Consider the following 15613-nt stretch of genomic DNA (forward strand, 5'->3'; position numbering starts at 1 on the left):
AATGTTAATTAAAGAACGATACGGATTTTGTTAACAAGCTCCTTCTGCAGATTTTTTTAGGCTTTTTTATCTATTAAAATCCGCAAATGCGTATATTTTGAGCTTGTTTTATACGCAATGATTAATTCGCTATAGCGATTAAAGGACTGGGATCAGCGTATTTTTCAATAAGCTGTTCAATAAAAGGCTGCACATCTTTATTTCCCCAATCTAAATAACCTCTTAAAAAACCGACTAAATGGCCATTTCCATCAAATATATAGGTCGCTGGTACCACATTGATGGGCAGCATTTTGTTGGCATGTTGCTGGGGATCTATCAGAGTTGGGTAACCTTCAAGTTGATGACGCGTTAAAAAAGCGGCGACTTTTTCATGTTCTTCATCAATTGATACAGGCAAGACAACTAAGTTTCGATGTTTATTATCGACTCTTATTTTATCCATCATGGGGATTTCTTTGATACAGGGAGCGCACCACGTCGCCCATAAATTCATAATAACGAGATTACCTTGATGAGCTTGAAGTGAAACTTCATTACCTGAAAGATCAGTAAATGGCACATGTTCGACTTTACGTGCATGGGTCATTTCAATAAACCGAGACATTATCATCGGCTTTTCAATATTCTCACCCGTAGAATATATTTTCTCTTCAGGCATTGTCGCTTGAGAATAAGGTAAGTAACAGGCAATAACGACACCGAACGTTGCAAATAACTTATTCATTAGAAGACTCCATATTTTGATAATGCAGGGAATGTCGAGAGGTTTGATTAAGTCGAATAAACCAGGCCATCATGAATAAAACCAATAAAAGTGGAAGTAAAAATAACCCCGCAGTAGCCCATGAAAATATCGGCATGTAATGAATTTTTTCGCCGTATCTGTTGACCATGAATTCGATAATTTGTTGCTTCGTTTTACCTTGCTGTAATTGCAAAAAAATTTCGCCTTTGAGCTCATGAGCTATTTTAGTTTGGGACTCAAACAGACTTTGATTGGCTGAAACTGGGCAGCGCAAAGATTTAGCAATATCAAATGCAGTTGTTTTAATTTCTGCTTGGCTATTTGATTGAAAGTGTTCGGGAGTAATCTGCTCTGCCGCAATACTTGCTGCACTAAATAACATTAGCGTAAACATGAGAAGTTTAATCATGGCTTAACCTTATTAACCAGTAGTGATGGATGGGAGTTTTGCGGGTTATATGTTTTAACGAGTCTTTGTTGCCGATGGTGCACCACGCATGCAATTCCACCAGCTAACATCATCATAAAAGCACTTAACCACAAGCCATTTACGAAAGGTTTATAACTAATACGGATCAGGTATTCATCATCACTGAGTTGGGTTCCCATAGAAATGTACATGTCACTTAAAAAGCTGTGATAAATGCCTGCTGCAGAAAGTTCTACAGCATTGCTTTTAAAGGTTCTACGTTGAGGGGTGATGTAACTGATAAGTTTGCCGTCAAGATCTTCAACTGCAATAACGGCTTCAACAGCAGTAAATGCTCGAGTATCGACATGTCGAGTTTGTTGATAAATAAAATTATACCCAGCAACCTCTTTTCCTTGTCCGGGCCCCATTCGTAGCAGTTCATCTTGCTCAAAATAAGAAACAATAGTTCCCGCAGTAATGGCGACTAGAACACTTGTATGCCCTAATAACATGGCAACAACATTGAGGGTTAGTTTTTGAGTTTGTAAATATCGCTGAAGTAGCAATAAGCCAGTACAGGTGGTCATCCAAATAATACAAAAAACACCACATATAAAATTAAACTCGATTTGCTCTAGTAGATGGAGATTAACTGATATTGATAACAAAAATACGATAGCGCCAAGTACGAGCAGTACTTTTGAATTGCGTTTGTTTTCCTTTAACCAAGGTTGAAAGGGGGCTGCGCCCATGGCAATACTCATTAATGTTAATAATGGTACGAATACACTATTAAAATAAGGTGCGCCAACAGAAATAACTCGCCCGGTAACGGTCTCAAATAAAAGTGGATAGCAGGTGCCAAGCAACACCGTTAGCGCAGTGATTAATAGTAAGCAATTACCAATGACCATTAATGTACTCTTGGTCATTCCCTGGGTAGGCTTTATGCTGGCAATCACAGGGATTTTGGCAACTAATAACGTAAAGCCAAGCGTTGAGTAGATTAACATTAGCGATAATATTGAAGCACCTCGGGTAGGATCTGAGGCAAATGCATGCACTGATTGAACAACACCAGAGCGCACTAAAAATGTGCCAAGTAAGCAGACAAAGAAACCAAAAATACACAGGAACAAGCTGCTCAAATACGCTTGATTCGTTTTTTGATTTAACCTTAATGAGTGGATTAATGCGGTACAAACTATCCAAGGAATAAATGAAGCATTTTCCACAGGATCCCAGAACCACCAGCCACCCCATCCTAATTCGTTATATGCCCACCAAGAACCAAATGCATTACCGCCAGTTAAAGCTATCCAAGTGATTATTGCCCATGGTTGTATGCGTTTACAGTGCTCTTGAATATTCGATTTATGGCAAAGTAATGTGGCTATAGCCCCTGAAAAGCAAATTGATAAACCTACATAACCAATGAAAAGAAGGGGTGGATGAAAAACCAGTCCAATGTCTTGCAAAATAGGGTTTAAATCTCTTCCTTCTATCGGTATTTCCGGCAATAACCGTTCAAATGGATTTGAAGTAAAGAGTAAAAATAATAAGAAACCAAATAAGATGCTGGCTATGACGGCGTTAAAGTAATAAGCAAAGTGGTTCATTTTTGGGGTTCTGAAACAAGTAACACTCCCCCAAAGTGCAGTTACGACAATCCAAAATAGCATTGAGCCTTCATGTCCTCCCCATACTGCAGCAATTTTGAATATGTTGGCTAATTGCGTATTTGAATGGTTCGCCACATAAGTAAGAGAAAAGTCATTGACCCAAAAAGCATGCCCCAGAATCAATATCGACATGGTTAGAGCAAACGCATTGAGATGCACTAACGATGGGATGAGTTGGTTAGCTGATGCACATAAATGATGGCTTTTTTCAAATTGAGGGGCGATAAATCCTAGTGTGGCCACTAAGAATGATATTACTAAACTGATGATGAGTAATAGTAAGCCTATCTCTGCAGCCATAAAGTCACCTAATAGATTAATTATTAAAAAACAGTGTCATAAGCACTGCTTCATACTCTTCTGCTTTACGCTATCTGACGATAATTCAATTTCCTTAATCATTTTGTGAGCGGCCACAAGTTAACTTTATGGTGTTTTGTTGGTGGCAACTTTTTATTTCTTAAGTGGCTAATTGTTAAGTTTTGAGAGTTTAAAGTCATGCTTAAACGTTTCAAAAATCCACTGCTTGGTTGTTTATCTATCTGTTTTATATTGATTATTTGTTTTTGGTAACTTTTGATATTGGATCAATTTTTTGTTGTGCTCTAGGTCAAATTTTTAGCGGTTTTTTTATGAAGAATAAGCCTTGCTCAGTTGTAAAGAATCGTTTGATGGACGGTTAGGTTTAGTTAATCCAAGTGACTAATAGCGAAATGGATGAACTGTTAGTGACAGGTATTACAAATAAAAAAACCAAAAGAAATTTAGGAGTGAATGATGAAACAATGGAAATTCAAGGTGGCGTTAAGCGCGCTATGTTGTTTTGGTGCCATTGCCAATGTAAATGCTGCAGGTAAATACAATAGCATTCCAGAAATGGGAAAAACTGCAAAAAAATCATTAGCAAAGTATGAAGGTACAGAACAAATTAATGGTGTAAAAACACTTCAAGACTATATTGTTCAAGAAGCTGAGTTGTTTGATTTTCTTTTTGAAAATCATCCTATGTTTAAATATCAGCAAGCTGGGAATTTAGTTGGCGATTACCATATTAGTGACCGCGGTGAAGAGTATCTAGATACCGGCTACAGTCAAGACTACAGTAAGTTAGATGGTAAGCCTCGTGCTATTCAATACCGTTTAGGGGCTAAATCAATTCTTGATTACCCAAATAACTTTGTTGGCCCAGAAAAGTGTGCTGAATGTCATGCGCTGCAATATGAGAAATGGTCGCGCTCACGTCATGCGAAAACCATCCGTTTTCCAGGTGAACACCCTGAAGTGGATAATGACCTAAATAAAACCATGTATGACACCAAAGATACCTCAATATTGCCTGATGGTATTACCCCTGATGCAATCTATGCCACGGTGGGAACACCGCGAACAAAATATGGCTTTATTGATAGTTGGTTAGTGCGTGGTACTTATCATATTGAAGGTGGGCTACTTCGAGATGGCACTGGTAAAATGGTGGCAGGTGCAAACCAATTCTCACGTGGGTGGGCTGAGTGGCTTACACCAGAAATGTCTAAAAAAATTAATGATGTTATTCCTGAGTTTCCGCTCACAGTGGCGGACTTCGGTGCTTCAGGATCTCACCAACAAGGCATGAGTTCTTACGGTGCAAAATACCGTACAGAAATGTTGTTCCAACCGGCAAGTTCTTATTGTGAAGTCTGCCATACCTTTAAGTTTGACTTTAAATCTAAAGATGAGTTCTTTGATGCATTAGGTGATCCTAAAAAATTACAAGAACATACGATTTCACGAGGTATTGCTTGTGAAGAGTGTCATGGCGCTGGTGGTCACTTAGATGGTGGTACTGGTGGAATGCAGTCTAACTGTGAACGTTGTCATCAACGTTTTGAATATGATCCAACCATGACAGAGTATGCGGCAGAGCAAGGCAAACCTGAGCTTGCTTTTGGGGTGAAAATGAAATCCCTTTGTCCATCTTGTGGTACCGAAGGCTCACAAATGTTTGGTTCTAAGCATTATGAACAAGGTATGCGTTGTACAACATGTCATGACCCACATGAGGTGACTGATGGCAGTTGGATGTCAGGTGTAACCAAACCTAAGCTCAAAAAAGACTGTACAGACTGTCATGCTGCGCAAACATTAATTGCTAGCAATACCGACACTCACTCGCAGCAGACCTGTCAAAGTTGTCACATGCCTAACATGGGTAGTTGTGAAAACTTTAAAGCGATGCAATTCCCTGATCAAGCAGGCTTTGACGCCGTGCGTAAATCCCACATGTGGAAAATTGATGTTGACCCAGAACGTAAAACATTAAATCCACCAGAAGGTGAACCACGCATTCAAGGCCCTGAAGGAGGGAAAGGCTGGACAGTGGCTAAGAATGAAGAAGGACGCACTTATTTAGACTTAATGTGGTCTTGTGCGCGTACCGCAATCTCTGATCACGACGTGGTCGAAAATAAAGGTTGTCACAGTCAATTCCAGTCTGAACTCGATACGGGTCTTCACTACAAGGACCAAGTTCAAATCTACGGCGAAGTTCAAAAATGGCAGAAGCCAATTAAAGAAACGTTTGCTGAAGTTGAACAAGCACTGGTTCGCATCGATAAGCTACTAGAAGTCACTAAGTTATCAATCGAAGACAAAACTCAGGTCTTGTTATTGACTGAAAAAGCACAAGAAACGGTTGATCTAATTAAAGCCGATGGTTCTTGGGGGGTTCATGGTTTCCGTTATAGCCAAAAACGCCTTGATGCAGCACTGACTTACGTAACACAGGCACAGAAAATTATTGATAAAAACAGTATTTAAAACCCGTTTAATCAATATGGCTTAGCCAGTAGCTTCGGTGTTGCAGCGCACCGCAACACCGAGGCTCTTTAAGTCGCTTAGAAGGAGAGTGAGATGGTCAAATATATTGGCGTTGCTATCGCAGTCATGCTGGGAGTAACAGGCTTTAATGCGAATGCTGGCAGTGGTGGCGATTTTGGGCCTGCGCACCAATATGAACATACATTGCAAACCATTAGCTTAGCGCAAGGCGAAGCTTTGCTAGAGCAACCTGAAGTACTGTTTTTTGATGTGAATACCCTAGAGCTTTGGGGTGAGGGTTATATCCCTGGGGCAACCTATTTCAATGTGAGTAATTGGAAAGAACTTTTACCTGAAAACAAACAAACCTACATGGTTTTTTATTGTGCTAACCGCTTATGTAATGCCAGCGAAATCGCAGCACATGAAGTCATGAAGTTGGGCTATAGCAATGTCATGCAAATGCATGATGGTATTTATGGTTGGCGATTATCAGGTAGAGCCGTAGAGATGCCGTAAGCCATAAATAGTGCGTTGGTTAAAAAATTGAAGTCAATTAAGTGTAACTCAGAGAGAAATATGATGAAAACAATGATGAAGAAAACATGTAAAACCACCAGCGTTGCTTTGTTATGTAGCGTGGCATTTATGACTACAGCTGCTAGTAGTCAACAAGAAACTGAAAACGTCTCTTATGCCTTGGGAGCGTCAGTGGGTAAATATATTTCGAGTCGAATTTACGATCAAACGGAGTTAGGTGGAGATATTACCGTTGATACCGTTATTAAAGGTGTGGTGGATGCACTAAAAGATGAAACCTCAATGTCAGATGAAGATATTCTGACTCATTTAAATACCCGCGCTGAAATGCTCAATAAAGAAAAAGAAGCGCGTTTAGCTGCCCTTTCAAGTAAAAATTTAGCTGAAGGGCGTGCATTTTTAGCGAGCAATAAAACCAATGACAACATAAAGGTCACAGAATCTGGTTTGCAGTATGAAATCATTACGCAAGGTGAGGGAAAAGTCCCACTTGAATCAGATGTGGTCACTGTGCATTACAAAGGCCAGCTCATTGATGGCACTCAATTTGATAACTCATATGAACGTAATGAAACTAATCGTTTCCCATTACTTACCGTTATTGACGGTTGGAAAGAAGGCATTGGATTGATGCCGGAAGGCTCAACATATCGACTGACTATTCCCACAGAACTTGCTTACGGCAATGATACTGTTGGCATTATCCCGCCAAATTCAGTTCTGATTTTCGATGTTGAATTATTAAAAGTTGAGTCACCTAGCGAGTCTTCTCATGGTATGGGACTTAGCGGTATGGGCATGGGTGGAATGATGGGCTCTTCAAGCAATTAATTTCAATGAGTTTACCTATCTGTTTGTGGTATCAGCAGTCGAGATAAATATGAATAGTTTATTGATAGCGATCATTGGAACCTTGTGCTTTTTCATCACTATCGTATGGCGTTCTGTCCAATACGTTACTCCAAAAATGCAAGGTTCATCCGAGTCATCAGTTCCCCTTGCCAAGCAAGATGACAAGGTGCTGTTTGTTGTCTGTCTCATAATTCTGCTGGTACCCATCGTCATTTATAGCCAATTGGGGCGTTTTAATGATTGGAATACAGGATACGTAGCAGAGCACATTGATTACCTTATTGCTGCGGATATTAATAAAAATGCCCGAGCGGTTAATATCGACCCCAATAATCGCCTGGCATTAATTAACTTGGCGAATGCATATGCAGAAGGCGGTATGTATGACAAGTCGGTACAAACATTAAATGAATTACTGGAAATAAAGACAGATGCTGAAGTGTTAGGCATGAAAGCAAATGCGCTTTATTACCGTGATGGTCGAGACATGAGCTTGGAGGTCACTATCGTGTTATCTCAAGCGCTTGCAATTGACCCAAATGAAGTTCAATCGCTGTTACTCATTGCGACAGATGCATTTTTGAATAAGGACTTTCAAAAGGCAATTGAGCATTGGCATCAGTTATTGGATAGCAACAACCTAAGCGTTAACCGAACATCTATAAAAAATGCGATTTCTAGAGCTGAGCAAGAAATAGCTAACCAAGCCGTGACTGCATCTGAGTAGAGTCACCCAATAAAGGTTGCAATAAGTCAGCAATATGGCTGACAGATGGAGGATGTTGTGAGTGAAAATATAGAAAGAAGAAGGTTCCTAAAATGCTTAGGAGTGGGTTCATTGATACTTGCCCCCATGGGGTGTAGTTCAACCAAAGACAGTGATGCTGAGAATAAACCTCACTATGTCATGGTTTTTGACCAGAACAAGTGTGTCGGCTGTGGTGACTGTAAGTTAGCTTGTAATAAAGCTAACCATTTACCCGAAGGTGAAGCAAAGCTGAAAACGGAGCAGCAAAACGGCGGATTAGATGGGCAAAAATGTGCTCAGTGTGGTCAAGATAACTGTGAGTGTCAGCGTAAATATGTGCGGGTATCTTGCCAGCAATGTAAAAATGCCCCGTGTGTAGCAGTATGTCCGACAGGGGCTGCTCATCGCGATCCTGACACTGACATTGTCACCATGGATGATAGTAAGTGTGCGGGTTGTAAATACTGCATTGCTGCCTGTCCATATAATGCTCGTTTTATTAATAAAGATACTGATGTTGCCGACAATTGTGATTTTTGCTTGAACAGCCAATTAAGCAAAGGTGAACAACCAGCGTGTGTGCAGCAGTGTCGATATGATGCATTAATCTTTGGTGATGCCAATGATCCCACTTCATATGTAAGCCGGTTATTGAAGGTTAAGGACTCTGTGCGAATAAAGTCGCATTTAGGAACTGAACCCAGCTTACGTTATATCCCAATTGTTAAATTAGGAGTGTAGTCATGGATGGAACAATTGAGTTCTCAATGGGGTTATCTGAAGGGGTTGCATGGCCTTGGCCAATTGCTGTTTATTTGTTTTTTGCAGGGATTTCAGGTGGCGCATTAGCAGTTGCACTGTTTATTCGCTTTTATAAAAAACAAACTATCAATACGCCGTTTTTAAAAGCTGCTTCTTTGGTGTCATTTGTAACCATTGCGTTAGGCATGTTGTGTTTAGTCTTGGACTTAACCAATCCATTGTTTTTCTGGCGGATTTTGGTTTATTACAACTTGAACTCAGTGATGTCGGTCGGGGTGATTGCGTTGATGGCGTATATTCCACTGGTGGCATTAAATCTGTTGTTTGCCTTAGAAGAAGAAATTGCTGAATCATCAATGTTAGCGCCATTGATGCCATTAATTGAAAAACTACGTGGTATTCGTCGTCCTTGTGAAATGGCGATTTTGGCACTGGCGTTAGCCGTTTGTGCATACACAGGTTTTTTAATTTCGGCTTTAGTGCGATTCCCTATGATTAACACGTCAGTCTTACCGGCACTGTTTGTTGCTTCTGGCTTATCCGCTGGTGCAGCAGCTGCAAAAATGGTGGCTGTGAGTGTTTTTAAAGAAGACTTACATAGCCAAGATATGAAAGTGCTTCACGGTGCTGAATGGCCAATTATGTTTGCTGAAGCCTTGTTTCTATTCATGATTATTATGTCATTAGCGACAGGGAATGCAGGTGCTCAATATGCCTTTGATGCTTTTATAACAGGATCATGGGCTGCTGTTTTTTGGTTTGGTGTTGTAGGAATAGGTTTTGGTGGTCCACTTTTACTTAATTTTGCAACAGGCACAAAGTTTAGTCATTCGGCTAAAGCCTTCTACCTATCTGGCATCTGTGTTGTCAGCGGTATGATGTGCTTACGAATGTTCATCCTTTACGCTGGCCAAAACTTCGCTATTTAACGCAAAGCAAGTCCTCAACCAAATACTTTATCCTTTCTATGTTAAGCGGATAAGTTATCGGGTTGGGGGGTTGCTCTCATTTTCGGTGATTCTATGTATAACGTGTTTTCTCCAATGTTAGTTTCTGTTGTCATGTTGAGCATATTTTTAATGGGTTGTTTAAGTCCTAATGATGACAATTCTCATGCTTACCACCCTCATATTGGCGAACATGATCGCTGTCATATGTGTGGCATGATGATCACCAAGTACCCTGGCCCTAAAGGCGTGCTTGAGTTAGCCAATAGTTCTGTTAATCCGAAATTTTGTTCTACCAGAGATATGTTTAATTATGCTTTGCAGCCAGAAAATACTCGGCGAATAGTACAGATGTCTGTACATGATATTGAGCAAACAGATTGGGCAAAGCCAAGTAATCATCATTTCATATCTGCTAACTCTGCTTGGTATGTGTATGGGTCTAGCAAAGAAGCAGTTATGGGGACTGCTGTGGCAAGTTTTGCTTCTGAACAAGGGGCGAATCAGTTTGCTGCTAATTATGGTGGTAAGGTTATTCGTTTTGAGCAGATTGATTTAGCATTACTGGCTGAGGATTAATGGAATGTGCTCTGGTAATGCTGCGGTAATAAGTAAAGTATTCGTCTTTATTTGTTTGTTAGGAATGATGCAAACAAGCATGGCGGCACAAAAGGGCCAGTCTACAGTATATAAAGTGACGACTGCGACTGAATTAACCGATACATTGAAGCGGGTGGATCACGGTGACACCATTAATCTGGCTTCTGGTACTTATCGCGGCAACTTTTTGATTAACCATAGCATTTATTTAACTGGTGAAGGGGCAATTATAGAGGCCAATAGTCAAGGAAATGCGATTAGCATTTATGCTTCTAATGTTCATTTGAGCCATTTGCATTTGCAGAATTGGGGGGAGGATTTATATCAACACAATGCAGGGATTTTTATCGATAAAGGCCAAGAAAATATTGTTATCGAACACATTGTTCTATCAGGAGATGGATTTGGCATTTATGCCGAAGAAATAGAACATATTTTAATTCAACACAATCAGTTTATTGGTAATCATCAGTTAGCAATACTTGATCGCGGTGATGGTATTCACCTGAAAAAGAGCGAAAATGCCCAAATTCTCAATAACCAAATCATTAATGTCAGAGACGGTGTTTATCTCGAGTCGGGTGGCCATAGTGTAGTGAATTATAACCACTTCAAAGGGTTACAGTACGCTATTCATTATATGTATACCCAAGGAGATATGGCTAGCCAGAATATCGCCACCCAAGTTTTAGGTGGGTACGCATTAATGAGTGCGAATAATATTCAGCTAATTGACAATCAAGCCAGTCATGCAAGCGAATTTGGTGTGTTACTTAATCTGACCCAAGACTCCTTGGTAAAAAATAATGATGTACGCCATATACATTGGAAAGGTGGGGATCCGACAGATTTATTTGAGTCAGGTAAAGGGATATTTATTTATGGCTCTCAAGGAAATATTTTGCAGTCTAATCTGATAAGTGCTTGCGATATCGGTGTCGCTATGGCGTTAGGCGGAGAGTTAAATCGAGTTTTTTTAAATCACTTTATCAATAATCAAACTCAAGTGAGATATGTTGGCGACATACGCGTTGAGTGGAGCGAAAATAAACAAGGGAACTATTGGAGTGATTATCAAGGATGGGATATGACGGGTAATGGAATAGGCGAGCAGTTTCATTTACCTAATGATCGACTCGATAAGCTTTTTTGGCTTTATCCAGAGGCCCTCTTTTTGATGGAAAGCCCTGTAGTTATATTACTCAAATGGTTAGATAAGTTATTGATAGAAAGTGATTATAACGGGGTGATAGATAGTTACCCTTTAGTCTCTTCATTAGATTTGTCAATTAAGGATTAATCATGACCTATGCAATTGAACTAGATAAGGTAGGACATTCATTTTCTGGTAAACCTGTTTTGAAAAACATTCAGTGTTCGCTCGCTAGAGGCCAGTTGATGGCATTGCTTGGTCATAATGGGGCAGGCAAATCGACACTCATTAAAATTCTATTAGGCTTGATCGAACCACAGCAAGGAACGGTTAATATTCTAGGCTTGCCAATAAATCAATTATGTGGCGGAGTGGAAATTGGTTATTTGCCTGAAAATATTCAGTTTTATGACAATATGACAGGTAAACAAGTGTTGCAGTTTTTTGCTGACTTAAAAGGCGTGAATACTCAACTTGTTACTCGTACACTTGAAGAGTTTGGCCTTTTGGAAAGCCAGCATAAACAAGTCAAATATTACTCTAAAGGTATGAAGCAAAGACTGGGCTTTGCTCAAGCAATTATTGCCTCTCCTCAATTGCTCCTATTGGATGAACCTACTGTTGGTTTAGATCCACAAGCATCTCAATTTTTATATCAAAAAATAAATCAGTTAAGAGAGCAAGGATGCTCAGTGGTCATTTGTACTCATGAGTTAGCCTTGATTGAAGAACACATAGATGTCGCATTGATGTTAGGGCGTGGTGAGCAATTAGCTTATGGATCTATTAACGCCTTGGCGGCTCAAAGTGGCTGCATGGTGACGTTTATAGTGCCAAATATAGAGACTCTGGTGTTAAAAAAACCGGTATTGTCCCCATATTATTTTCAAGGAACTTTGCGTTGTTTTCCTGAAGATAAATCGATAGTTATTCAATTGCTTACTGAAATATGTTCAACATATGAATTTGATATTCAGTTACCTAGTTTGACTGATATTTATCATCACAAAATGAAGGTGCAGCGACTTACAACAGGCGGGTTGAGTTTTGCCAATCAGTCTTTTCAGCAGCAGGAGGTAAAAGATGTCATTGCATGTTGAAATGGTCAACATTCTTGCCAGAAAAGAACGTCAAGAATGCATACGTAACCATTGGAGCGTTGTACTATTTGTGTTGTTTGGCGGCTTATCATTTACGGTAACTTTAGCTGGGAGCGCTGTGAGTGGTGAACTGGCTGGTGGGACCCTTATTTCCACAATTAGTAGTTTAACCAGTTTATCGGTATTTATTATTCCACTCGTAGCAATACTAATTAGTTATGATGCTTTTGTCGGTGAAAGGGAGGCGGGTACCTTGTCCCTTTTACTCACCTATCCGATAAGCCAGATTGATATTTTATTGGGAAAATTTGTTGCTCACGGAGGTTTACTGATAATCGCGATTACACTGACCTATGGTGGTAGTGGACTATTATTTTGGTTGCTAAGTGAACAAGCGGATACAGCACTAGTTATTCGCTTTTACGGCCAATTGATTATCAGTAGCTGTTTACTTGCTTTAGTATTTATTTTACTGAGCTATCTCGTGAGTGTTCATGCTCAGCAAAAGGGGAAAGTGTTAGGTTTTTTATTTATGGTGTGGTTTGCTTTTGTTTTGGTATTTGATCTGTTGTTGCTTGCATTACTTGTTGCTGATTTTGGCCTGCAGGCACAGCGCTTCGTTAGTTTTATGATGCTTCTTAACCCTGCTGACATATATCGAGCGATTAATATGTTAGGAATAGATGCCAGTTTTGCTGATAAAGGAGCCTTAAGCCAAATACAGTTAACGGTTCCATTCTTGTTCGGCTTACTTTGTTTGTGGCTTGTTTTACTGTTATTTGCGTTGAAGCATTGTGTTACAAGTGTTGCATTTAAATCTAGTTAGTTAATTGATTTTGCAGTGTTTATTCTGCTTTTACTTAGTTATTTGAGTAAGTTGTCACAGTAATCGTATACCGTCTGAATTATGCTGATCCTATGTCATATTAACCATAAGACTATAGGCGAACAGTGATAAACATAACCTCTTATCTAAAGCTCGCGCCAGATGCGAAGCAACTCATTGATCGTACTAATAATCAGGTTATTGATTTAACATTTTCTGAATCTGCGGTATTAGCGCATTTATTGATTGAACCAGGTGCTATTTCTACTAAAGACTCACTTGTAAAACAGGGATGGCCTGGTCGCGTTGTATCCGATTCTTCATTAACTCAATGTATTAGTACGTTACGTAAAAAGCTTGAACCCTATTCTGAAGTTCAACTAAAGACCATTGCTCGACGTGGTTATCAAATACGTATTGTTGCTAAGTCTCATGTAACGATGTTGGCCGTTAACGATCCGCAATCCATTAAAGCTGCTTTATTTGATGTGTCATTGCTAATTAAGGTTGCGGGCGTAGTCTTCGCGATTATTATCATCGCCTATCAATGGTATTACAGTGACTACCATCAGGTTTTAAAAAGAGCCTCTAGCTGGGATGCTCACTCGAGTATTTCGTTAAATATTGGTGGGGTAAAAGAATCTGTTCCCGTTTTATACCCTAAGAATAAACCCCAGCCCCATGCGTCATCGTGGCAAAAACATTTAGCCCCAGAGAGCAATGAATCTGCTCATTTTGAGCAGTTTAAAGGCTTTGCTCTTGCTGATGATAATATTCATTCATTTGCCGTGTGTTTAGATTTTGAAGAGAATTGCATAAAAACCAATACGATGAATATTGCTGCTACAGATGAGACTCCAGCAGGCTTGAATATGGAGCATTTTTATCAACTGCGTGACAGTATGGAAAATCGTATCCGTGTGAATAGAGAAATACTGCCTGTCGATTATAGTGATGGTGAAATAGATAAACATCACTACTTTTCAGATGTTTATTTTCCCGTTGCCGATAAGTTATTGATTAGAGTCGATATGGGGCTTTCGATGATCTACGAAGCACCACTAAGTGGACAATTTTATTATTCGATTTGCTTAACAGACGAAGATTGTCGAACGACGCCGATAAAGTATAAATTGCGTGGCGACTTTGAGCAGTATCGGCAATCTATTGGTGACATTGAAGTTGATGTCTTTCAGGTGAAGGTAAAGCAAAAAAATATTATTTTACCTGAGCAAGTGAGTGAGTCTGCAATGAGCTTTTATCGTGGTATTCGCAAACATCATGTGAAAGATAAAGAGCTCTATTTTTATCGGCTTTATCATGACAATGGCACTGCGGTTTGGATAATCCCGCTATTTAAGAACATTATTACTTGGACTCGTTATGAAAAAGTCTCCTTATAATAAGACTTTTTCCTTTAACCAAAGGTGAACGGTTATTTCATCGTCACTTTGCCGCCAATTATTTTAAAAGCAGGCGTGCCGCGAACCAAGGTATCTCGAGCAAAAGGTGTTTCACACTGTGGACACACACAAGGGGTTTTAGTGTAGTCATCTACAATACGTTCTTTGAAGCATTTAACTAATGCACCTTTTCCGCCCTTGCGGTATTTAAATAGCTGGGTTTTACATTTAGCACAAAAAATATCGACGGTGCGGGTTGGTCCTTTAGCGTTTGGTTTAGCCAAAATAGCTCCTAATATGGTTAAGGATTAAATGGTAAATCAAACGCAGTAGAGTTGATAGTGACTAGAACCGATAACCAAAATTTGCGGTTAAAGTATTCGTATCAAACTTCTGATAGGTATAAACCAAAGAAAACTCGTAATTTGGTGCAAAATTATATTGCCAACCTAAGGATGTTAATGCTCCAACACCTTCATTATCAGTATCCACATGCTCATCATCATATCTTAAATTTGCAATGACATTATATTGGGCAATACCTAGTTTAAATAAGAAAGAAGATCGTTGTGATAATGGCTGCGAGTATACAGCCGCAAGACGAAAGCTAGATACTTTATCTATGTATGCACTGGTCAACGGGTTTAAAATAAGAGTGCCAGTTATTTTTTGATACATGTAACCGATTTCGCCTCCCCAACTAGGAGTGAATTGATAACGGTAAGCGACATCATAATGATGTTTTAAGTTTAATCTTTCTTCATCAAAACCATGTACCTCAGCCCAGCGAGATACTCCTAAGCCACCACCTAAACTGATAACGTGATGAGATTCGTCAATAAGTTCCTCTGCGGTGGTCAAAGCAGAAACTTGCAACATAATGATGAGGAATATGTATTTCACTTTAAGTGTCCTTGAACTATCAGCCTTAAAAATTGGCGTGTCTTTATATCAAGGTTAAAAGCCAGTTAGCATGTCATTGACGTTTTAGTTTTTGGGTGATGAAACTATTTGTTTGATTAAATAAAAAAGCCTTCAATA

Annotated in this window: 16 protein-coding genes; 11 read left to right on the forward strand and 5 right to left on the reverse strand. The window is 39.5% G+C overall.

Features of this window, described 5'->3' with window-relative positions; genetic code table 11:
* Window positions 1–121 precede the first annotated feature (121 nt).
* Genes AB4128_RS12360 through AB4128_RS12370 form a run of 3 tightly spaced genes read right to left on the reverse strand, consistent with a single transcriptional unit; the run spans window position 122 to window position 3142 of the window.
* Window positions 122–727, reverse strand: a complete 606-nt coding sequence (locus AB4128_RS12360; protein ID WP_372037826.1) for a TlpA family protein disulfide reductase — start codon at window positions 725–727, stop codon at window positions 122–124.
* On the reverse strand, window positions 720–1157 hold the full coding sequence (locus AB4128_RS12365) for a cytochrome c-type biogenesis protein CcmH (protein ID WP_192021818.1): 438 nt from the start codon (window positions 1155–1157) through the stop codon (window positions 720–722). The genes AB4128_RS12360 and AB4128_RS12365 overlap by 8 nt, the downstream gene beginning before the upstream one ends.
* Complete coding sequence (locus AB4128_RS12370; RefSeq protein ID WP_372037828.1) at window positions 1154–3142, reverse strand: heme lyase CcmF/NrfE family subunit; 1989 nt, start codon at window positions 3140–3142, stop codon at window positions 1154–1156. The genes AB4128_RS12365 and AB4128_RS12370 overlap by 4 nt, the downstream gene beginning before the upstream one ends.
* 477 nt (window positions 3143–3619) lie before the next feature.
* Here AB4128_RS12370 and AB4128_RS12375 point away from each other — a divergent pair, with 477 nt between their 5' ends.
* From AB4128_RS12375 to AB4128_RS12425, 11 genes are all read left to right on the forward strand, one after another.
* Window positions 3620–5641 carry a cytochrome c3 family protein gene (locus AB4128_RS12375; protein ID WP_055025438.1) on the forward strand — a complete coding sequence of 674 codons (2022 nt, stop codon included), beginning with the start codon at window positions 3620–3622 and terminating at the stop codon, window positions 5639–5641.
* Window positions 5642–5734: 93 nt separating this feature from the next.
* The gene (locus AB4128_RS12380) at window positions 5735–6160 is read left to right on the forward strand and encodes a rhodanese-like domain-containing protein (RefSeq protein ID WP_055025437.1); all 426 of its coding nucleotides are present in this window, start codon (window positions 5735–5737) and stop codon (window positions 6158–6160) included.
* A gap of 60 nt (window positions 6161–6220) precedes the next feature.
* On the forward strand, window positions 6221–7012 hold the full coding sequence (locus AB4128_RS12385; protein WP_372037830.1) for an FKBP-type peptidyl-prolyl cis-trans isomerase: 792 nt from the start codon (window positions 6221–6223) through the stop codon (window positions 7010–7012).
* A 49-nt stretch (window positions 7013–7061) separates the two neighbouring features.
* Complete coding sequence (locus AB4128_RS12390) at window positions 7062–7760, forward strand: tetratricopeptide repeat protein (protein WP_055025435.1); 699 nt, start codon at window positions 7062–7064, stop codon at window positions 7758–7760.
* A 57-nt stretch (window positions 7761–7817) separates the two neighbouring features.
* Window positions 7818–8522: a 4Fe-4S dicluster domain-containing protein gene (locus tag AB4128_RS12395; RefSeq protein WP_372037832.1), complete on the forward strand. Its 705-nt coding sequence runs from the start codon at window positions 7818–7820 to the stop codon at window positions 8520–8522.
* A 2-nt stretch (window positions 8523–8524) separates the two neighbouring features.
* Entirely contained in the window at window positions 8525–9472 is a 948-nt protein-coding gene (gene nrfD, locus AB4128_RS12400) for an NrfD/PsrC family molybdoenzyme membrane anchor subunit (protein ID WP_055025434.1), read from the forward strand.
* 93 nt (window positions 9473–9565) lie between these two features.
* Window positions 9566–10069, forward strand: coding sequence for a nitrous oxide reductase accessory protein NosL (locus AB4128_RS12405; RefSeq protein WP_225442133.1), 504 nt, complete (start codon window positions 9566–9568; stop codon window positions 10067–10069).
* Window positions 10070–10073: 4 nt separating this feature from the next.
* Window positions 10074–11390, forward strand: coding sequence for a nitrous oxide reductase family maturation protein NosD (gene nosD, locus AB4128_RS12410; protein ID WP_372037835.1), 1317 nt, complete (start codon window positions 10074–10076; stop codon window positions 11388–11390).
* A 2-nt stretch (window positions 11391–11392) separates the two neighbouring features.
* A complete protein-coding gene (locus tag AB4128_RS12415; RefSeq protein ID WP_372037837.1) occupies window positions 11393–12343 on the forward strand; it encodes an ABC transporter ATP-binding protein in 951 nt (316 codons plus the stop codon).
* Window positions 12327–13169 (forward strand): ABC transporter permease, encoded by an 843-nt coding sequence (locus AB4128_RS12420; RefSeq protein WP_065108831.1) that lies wholly within the window; start codon window positions 12327–12329, stop codon window positions 13167–13169. The genes AB4128_RS12415 and AB4128_RS12420 overlap by 17 nt, the downstream gene beginning before the upstream one ends.
* 125 nt (window positions 13170–13294) lie before the next feature.
* On the forward strand, window positions 13295–14572 hold the full coding sequence (locus AB4128_RS12425) for a winged helix-turn-helix domain-containing protein (protein ID WP_055025430.1): 1278 nt from the start codon (window positions 13295–13297) through the stop codon (window positions 14570–14572).
* Window positions 14573–14604: 32 nt separating this feature from the next.
* Here AB4128_RS12425 and AB4128_RS12430 read toward each other — a convergent pair whose 3' ends face one another.
* Window positions 14605–14856, reverse strand: coding sequence for a hypothetical protein (locus AB4128_RS12430; RefSeq protein ID WP_055025429.1), 252 nt, complete (start codon window positions 14854–14856; stop codon window positions 14605–14607).
* Window positions 14857–14917: 61 nt separating this feature from the next.
* Window positions 14918–15475, reverse strand: a complete 558-nt coding sequence (locus AB4128_RS12435; protein WP_144430201.1) for a porin family protein — start codon at window positions 15473–15475, stop codon at window positions 14918–14920.
* Between the last annotated feature and the right edge of the window lie 138 nt (window positions 15476–15613).

This window comes from Shewanella sp. 10N.286.52.A9, from assembly GCF_041468985.1.
Lineage (GTDB): Bacteria > Pseudomonadota > Gammaproteobacteria > Enterobacterales > Shewanellaceae > Shewanella > Shewanella japonica.

What these genes read in the sequence shown, in the direction of transcription:
- AB4128_RS12360 (WP_372037826.1), bottom strand. Translation starts at nt 727, where the DNA reads ATGAATAAGTTATTTGCAACGTTCGGTGTCGTTATTGCCTGTTACTTA.
- AB4128_RS12365 (WP_192021818.1), bottom strand. Translation starts at nt 1,157, where the DNA reads ATGATTAAACTTCTCATGTTTACGCTAATGTTATTTAGTGCAGCAAGT.
- AB4128_RS12370 (WP_372037828.1), bottom strand. Translation starts at nt 3,142, where the DNA reads ATGGCTGCAGAGATAGGCTTACTATTACTCATCATCAGTTTAGTAATA.
- AB4128_RS12375 (WP_055025438.1), top strand. Translation starts at nt 3,620, where the DNA reads ATGAAACAATGGAAATTCAAGGTGGCGTTAAGCGCGCTATGTTGTTTT.
- AB4128_RS12380 (WP_055025437.1), top strand. Translation starts at nt 5,735, where the DNA reads ATGGTCAAATATATTGGCGTTGCTATCGCAGTCATGCTGGGAGTAACA.
- AB4128_RS12385 (WP_372037830.1), top strand. Translation starts at nt 6,221, where the DNA reads ATGATGAAAACAATGATGAAGAAAACATGTAAAACCACCAGCGTTGCT.
- AB4128_RS12390 (WP_055025435.1), top strand. Translation starts at nt 7,062, where the DNA reads ATGAATAGTTTATTGATAGCGATCATTGGAACCTTGTGCTTTTTCATC.
- nrfD (WP_055025434.1), top strand. Translation starts at nt 8,525, where the DNA reads ATGGATGGAACAATTGAGTTCTCAATGGGGTTATCTGAAGGGGTTGCA.
- AB4128_RS12405 (WP_225442133.1), top strand. Translation starts at nt 9,566, where the DNA reads ATGTATAACGTGTTTTCTCCAATGTTAGTTTCTGTTGTCATGTTGAGC.
- nosD (WP_372037835.1), top strand. Translation starts at nt 10,074, where the DNA reads ATGTGCTCTGGTAATGCTGCGGTAATAAGTAAAGTATTCGTCTTTATT.
- AB4128_RS12415 (WP_372037837.1), top strand. Translation starts at nt 11,393, where the DNA reads ATGACCTATGCAATTGAACTAGATAAGGTAGGACATTCATTTTCTGGT.
- AB4128_RS12420 (WP_065108831.1), top strand. Translation starts at nt 12,327, where the DNA reads ATGTCATTGCATGTTGAAATGGTCAACATTCTTGCCAGAAAAGAACGT.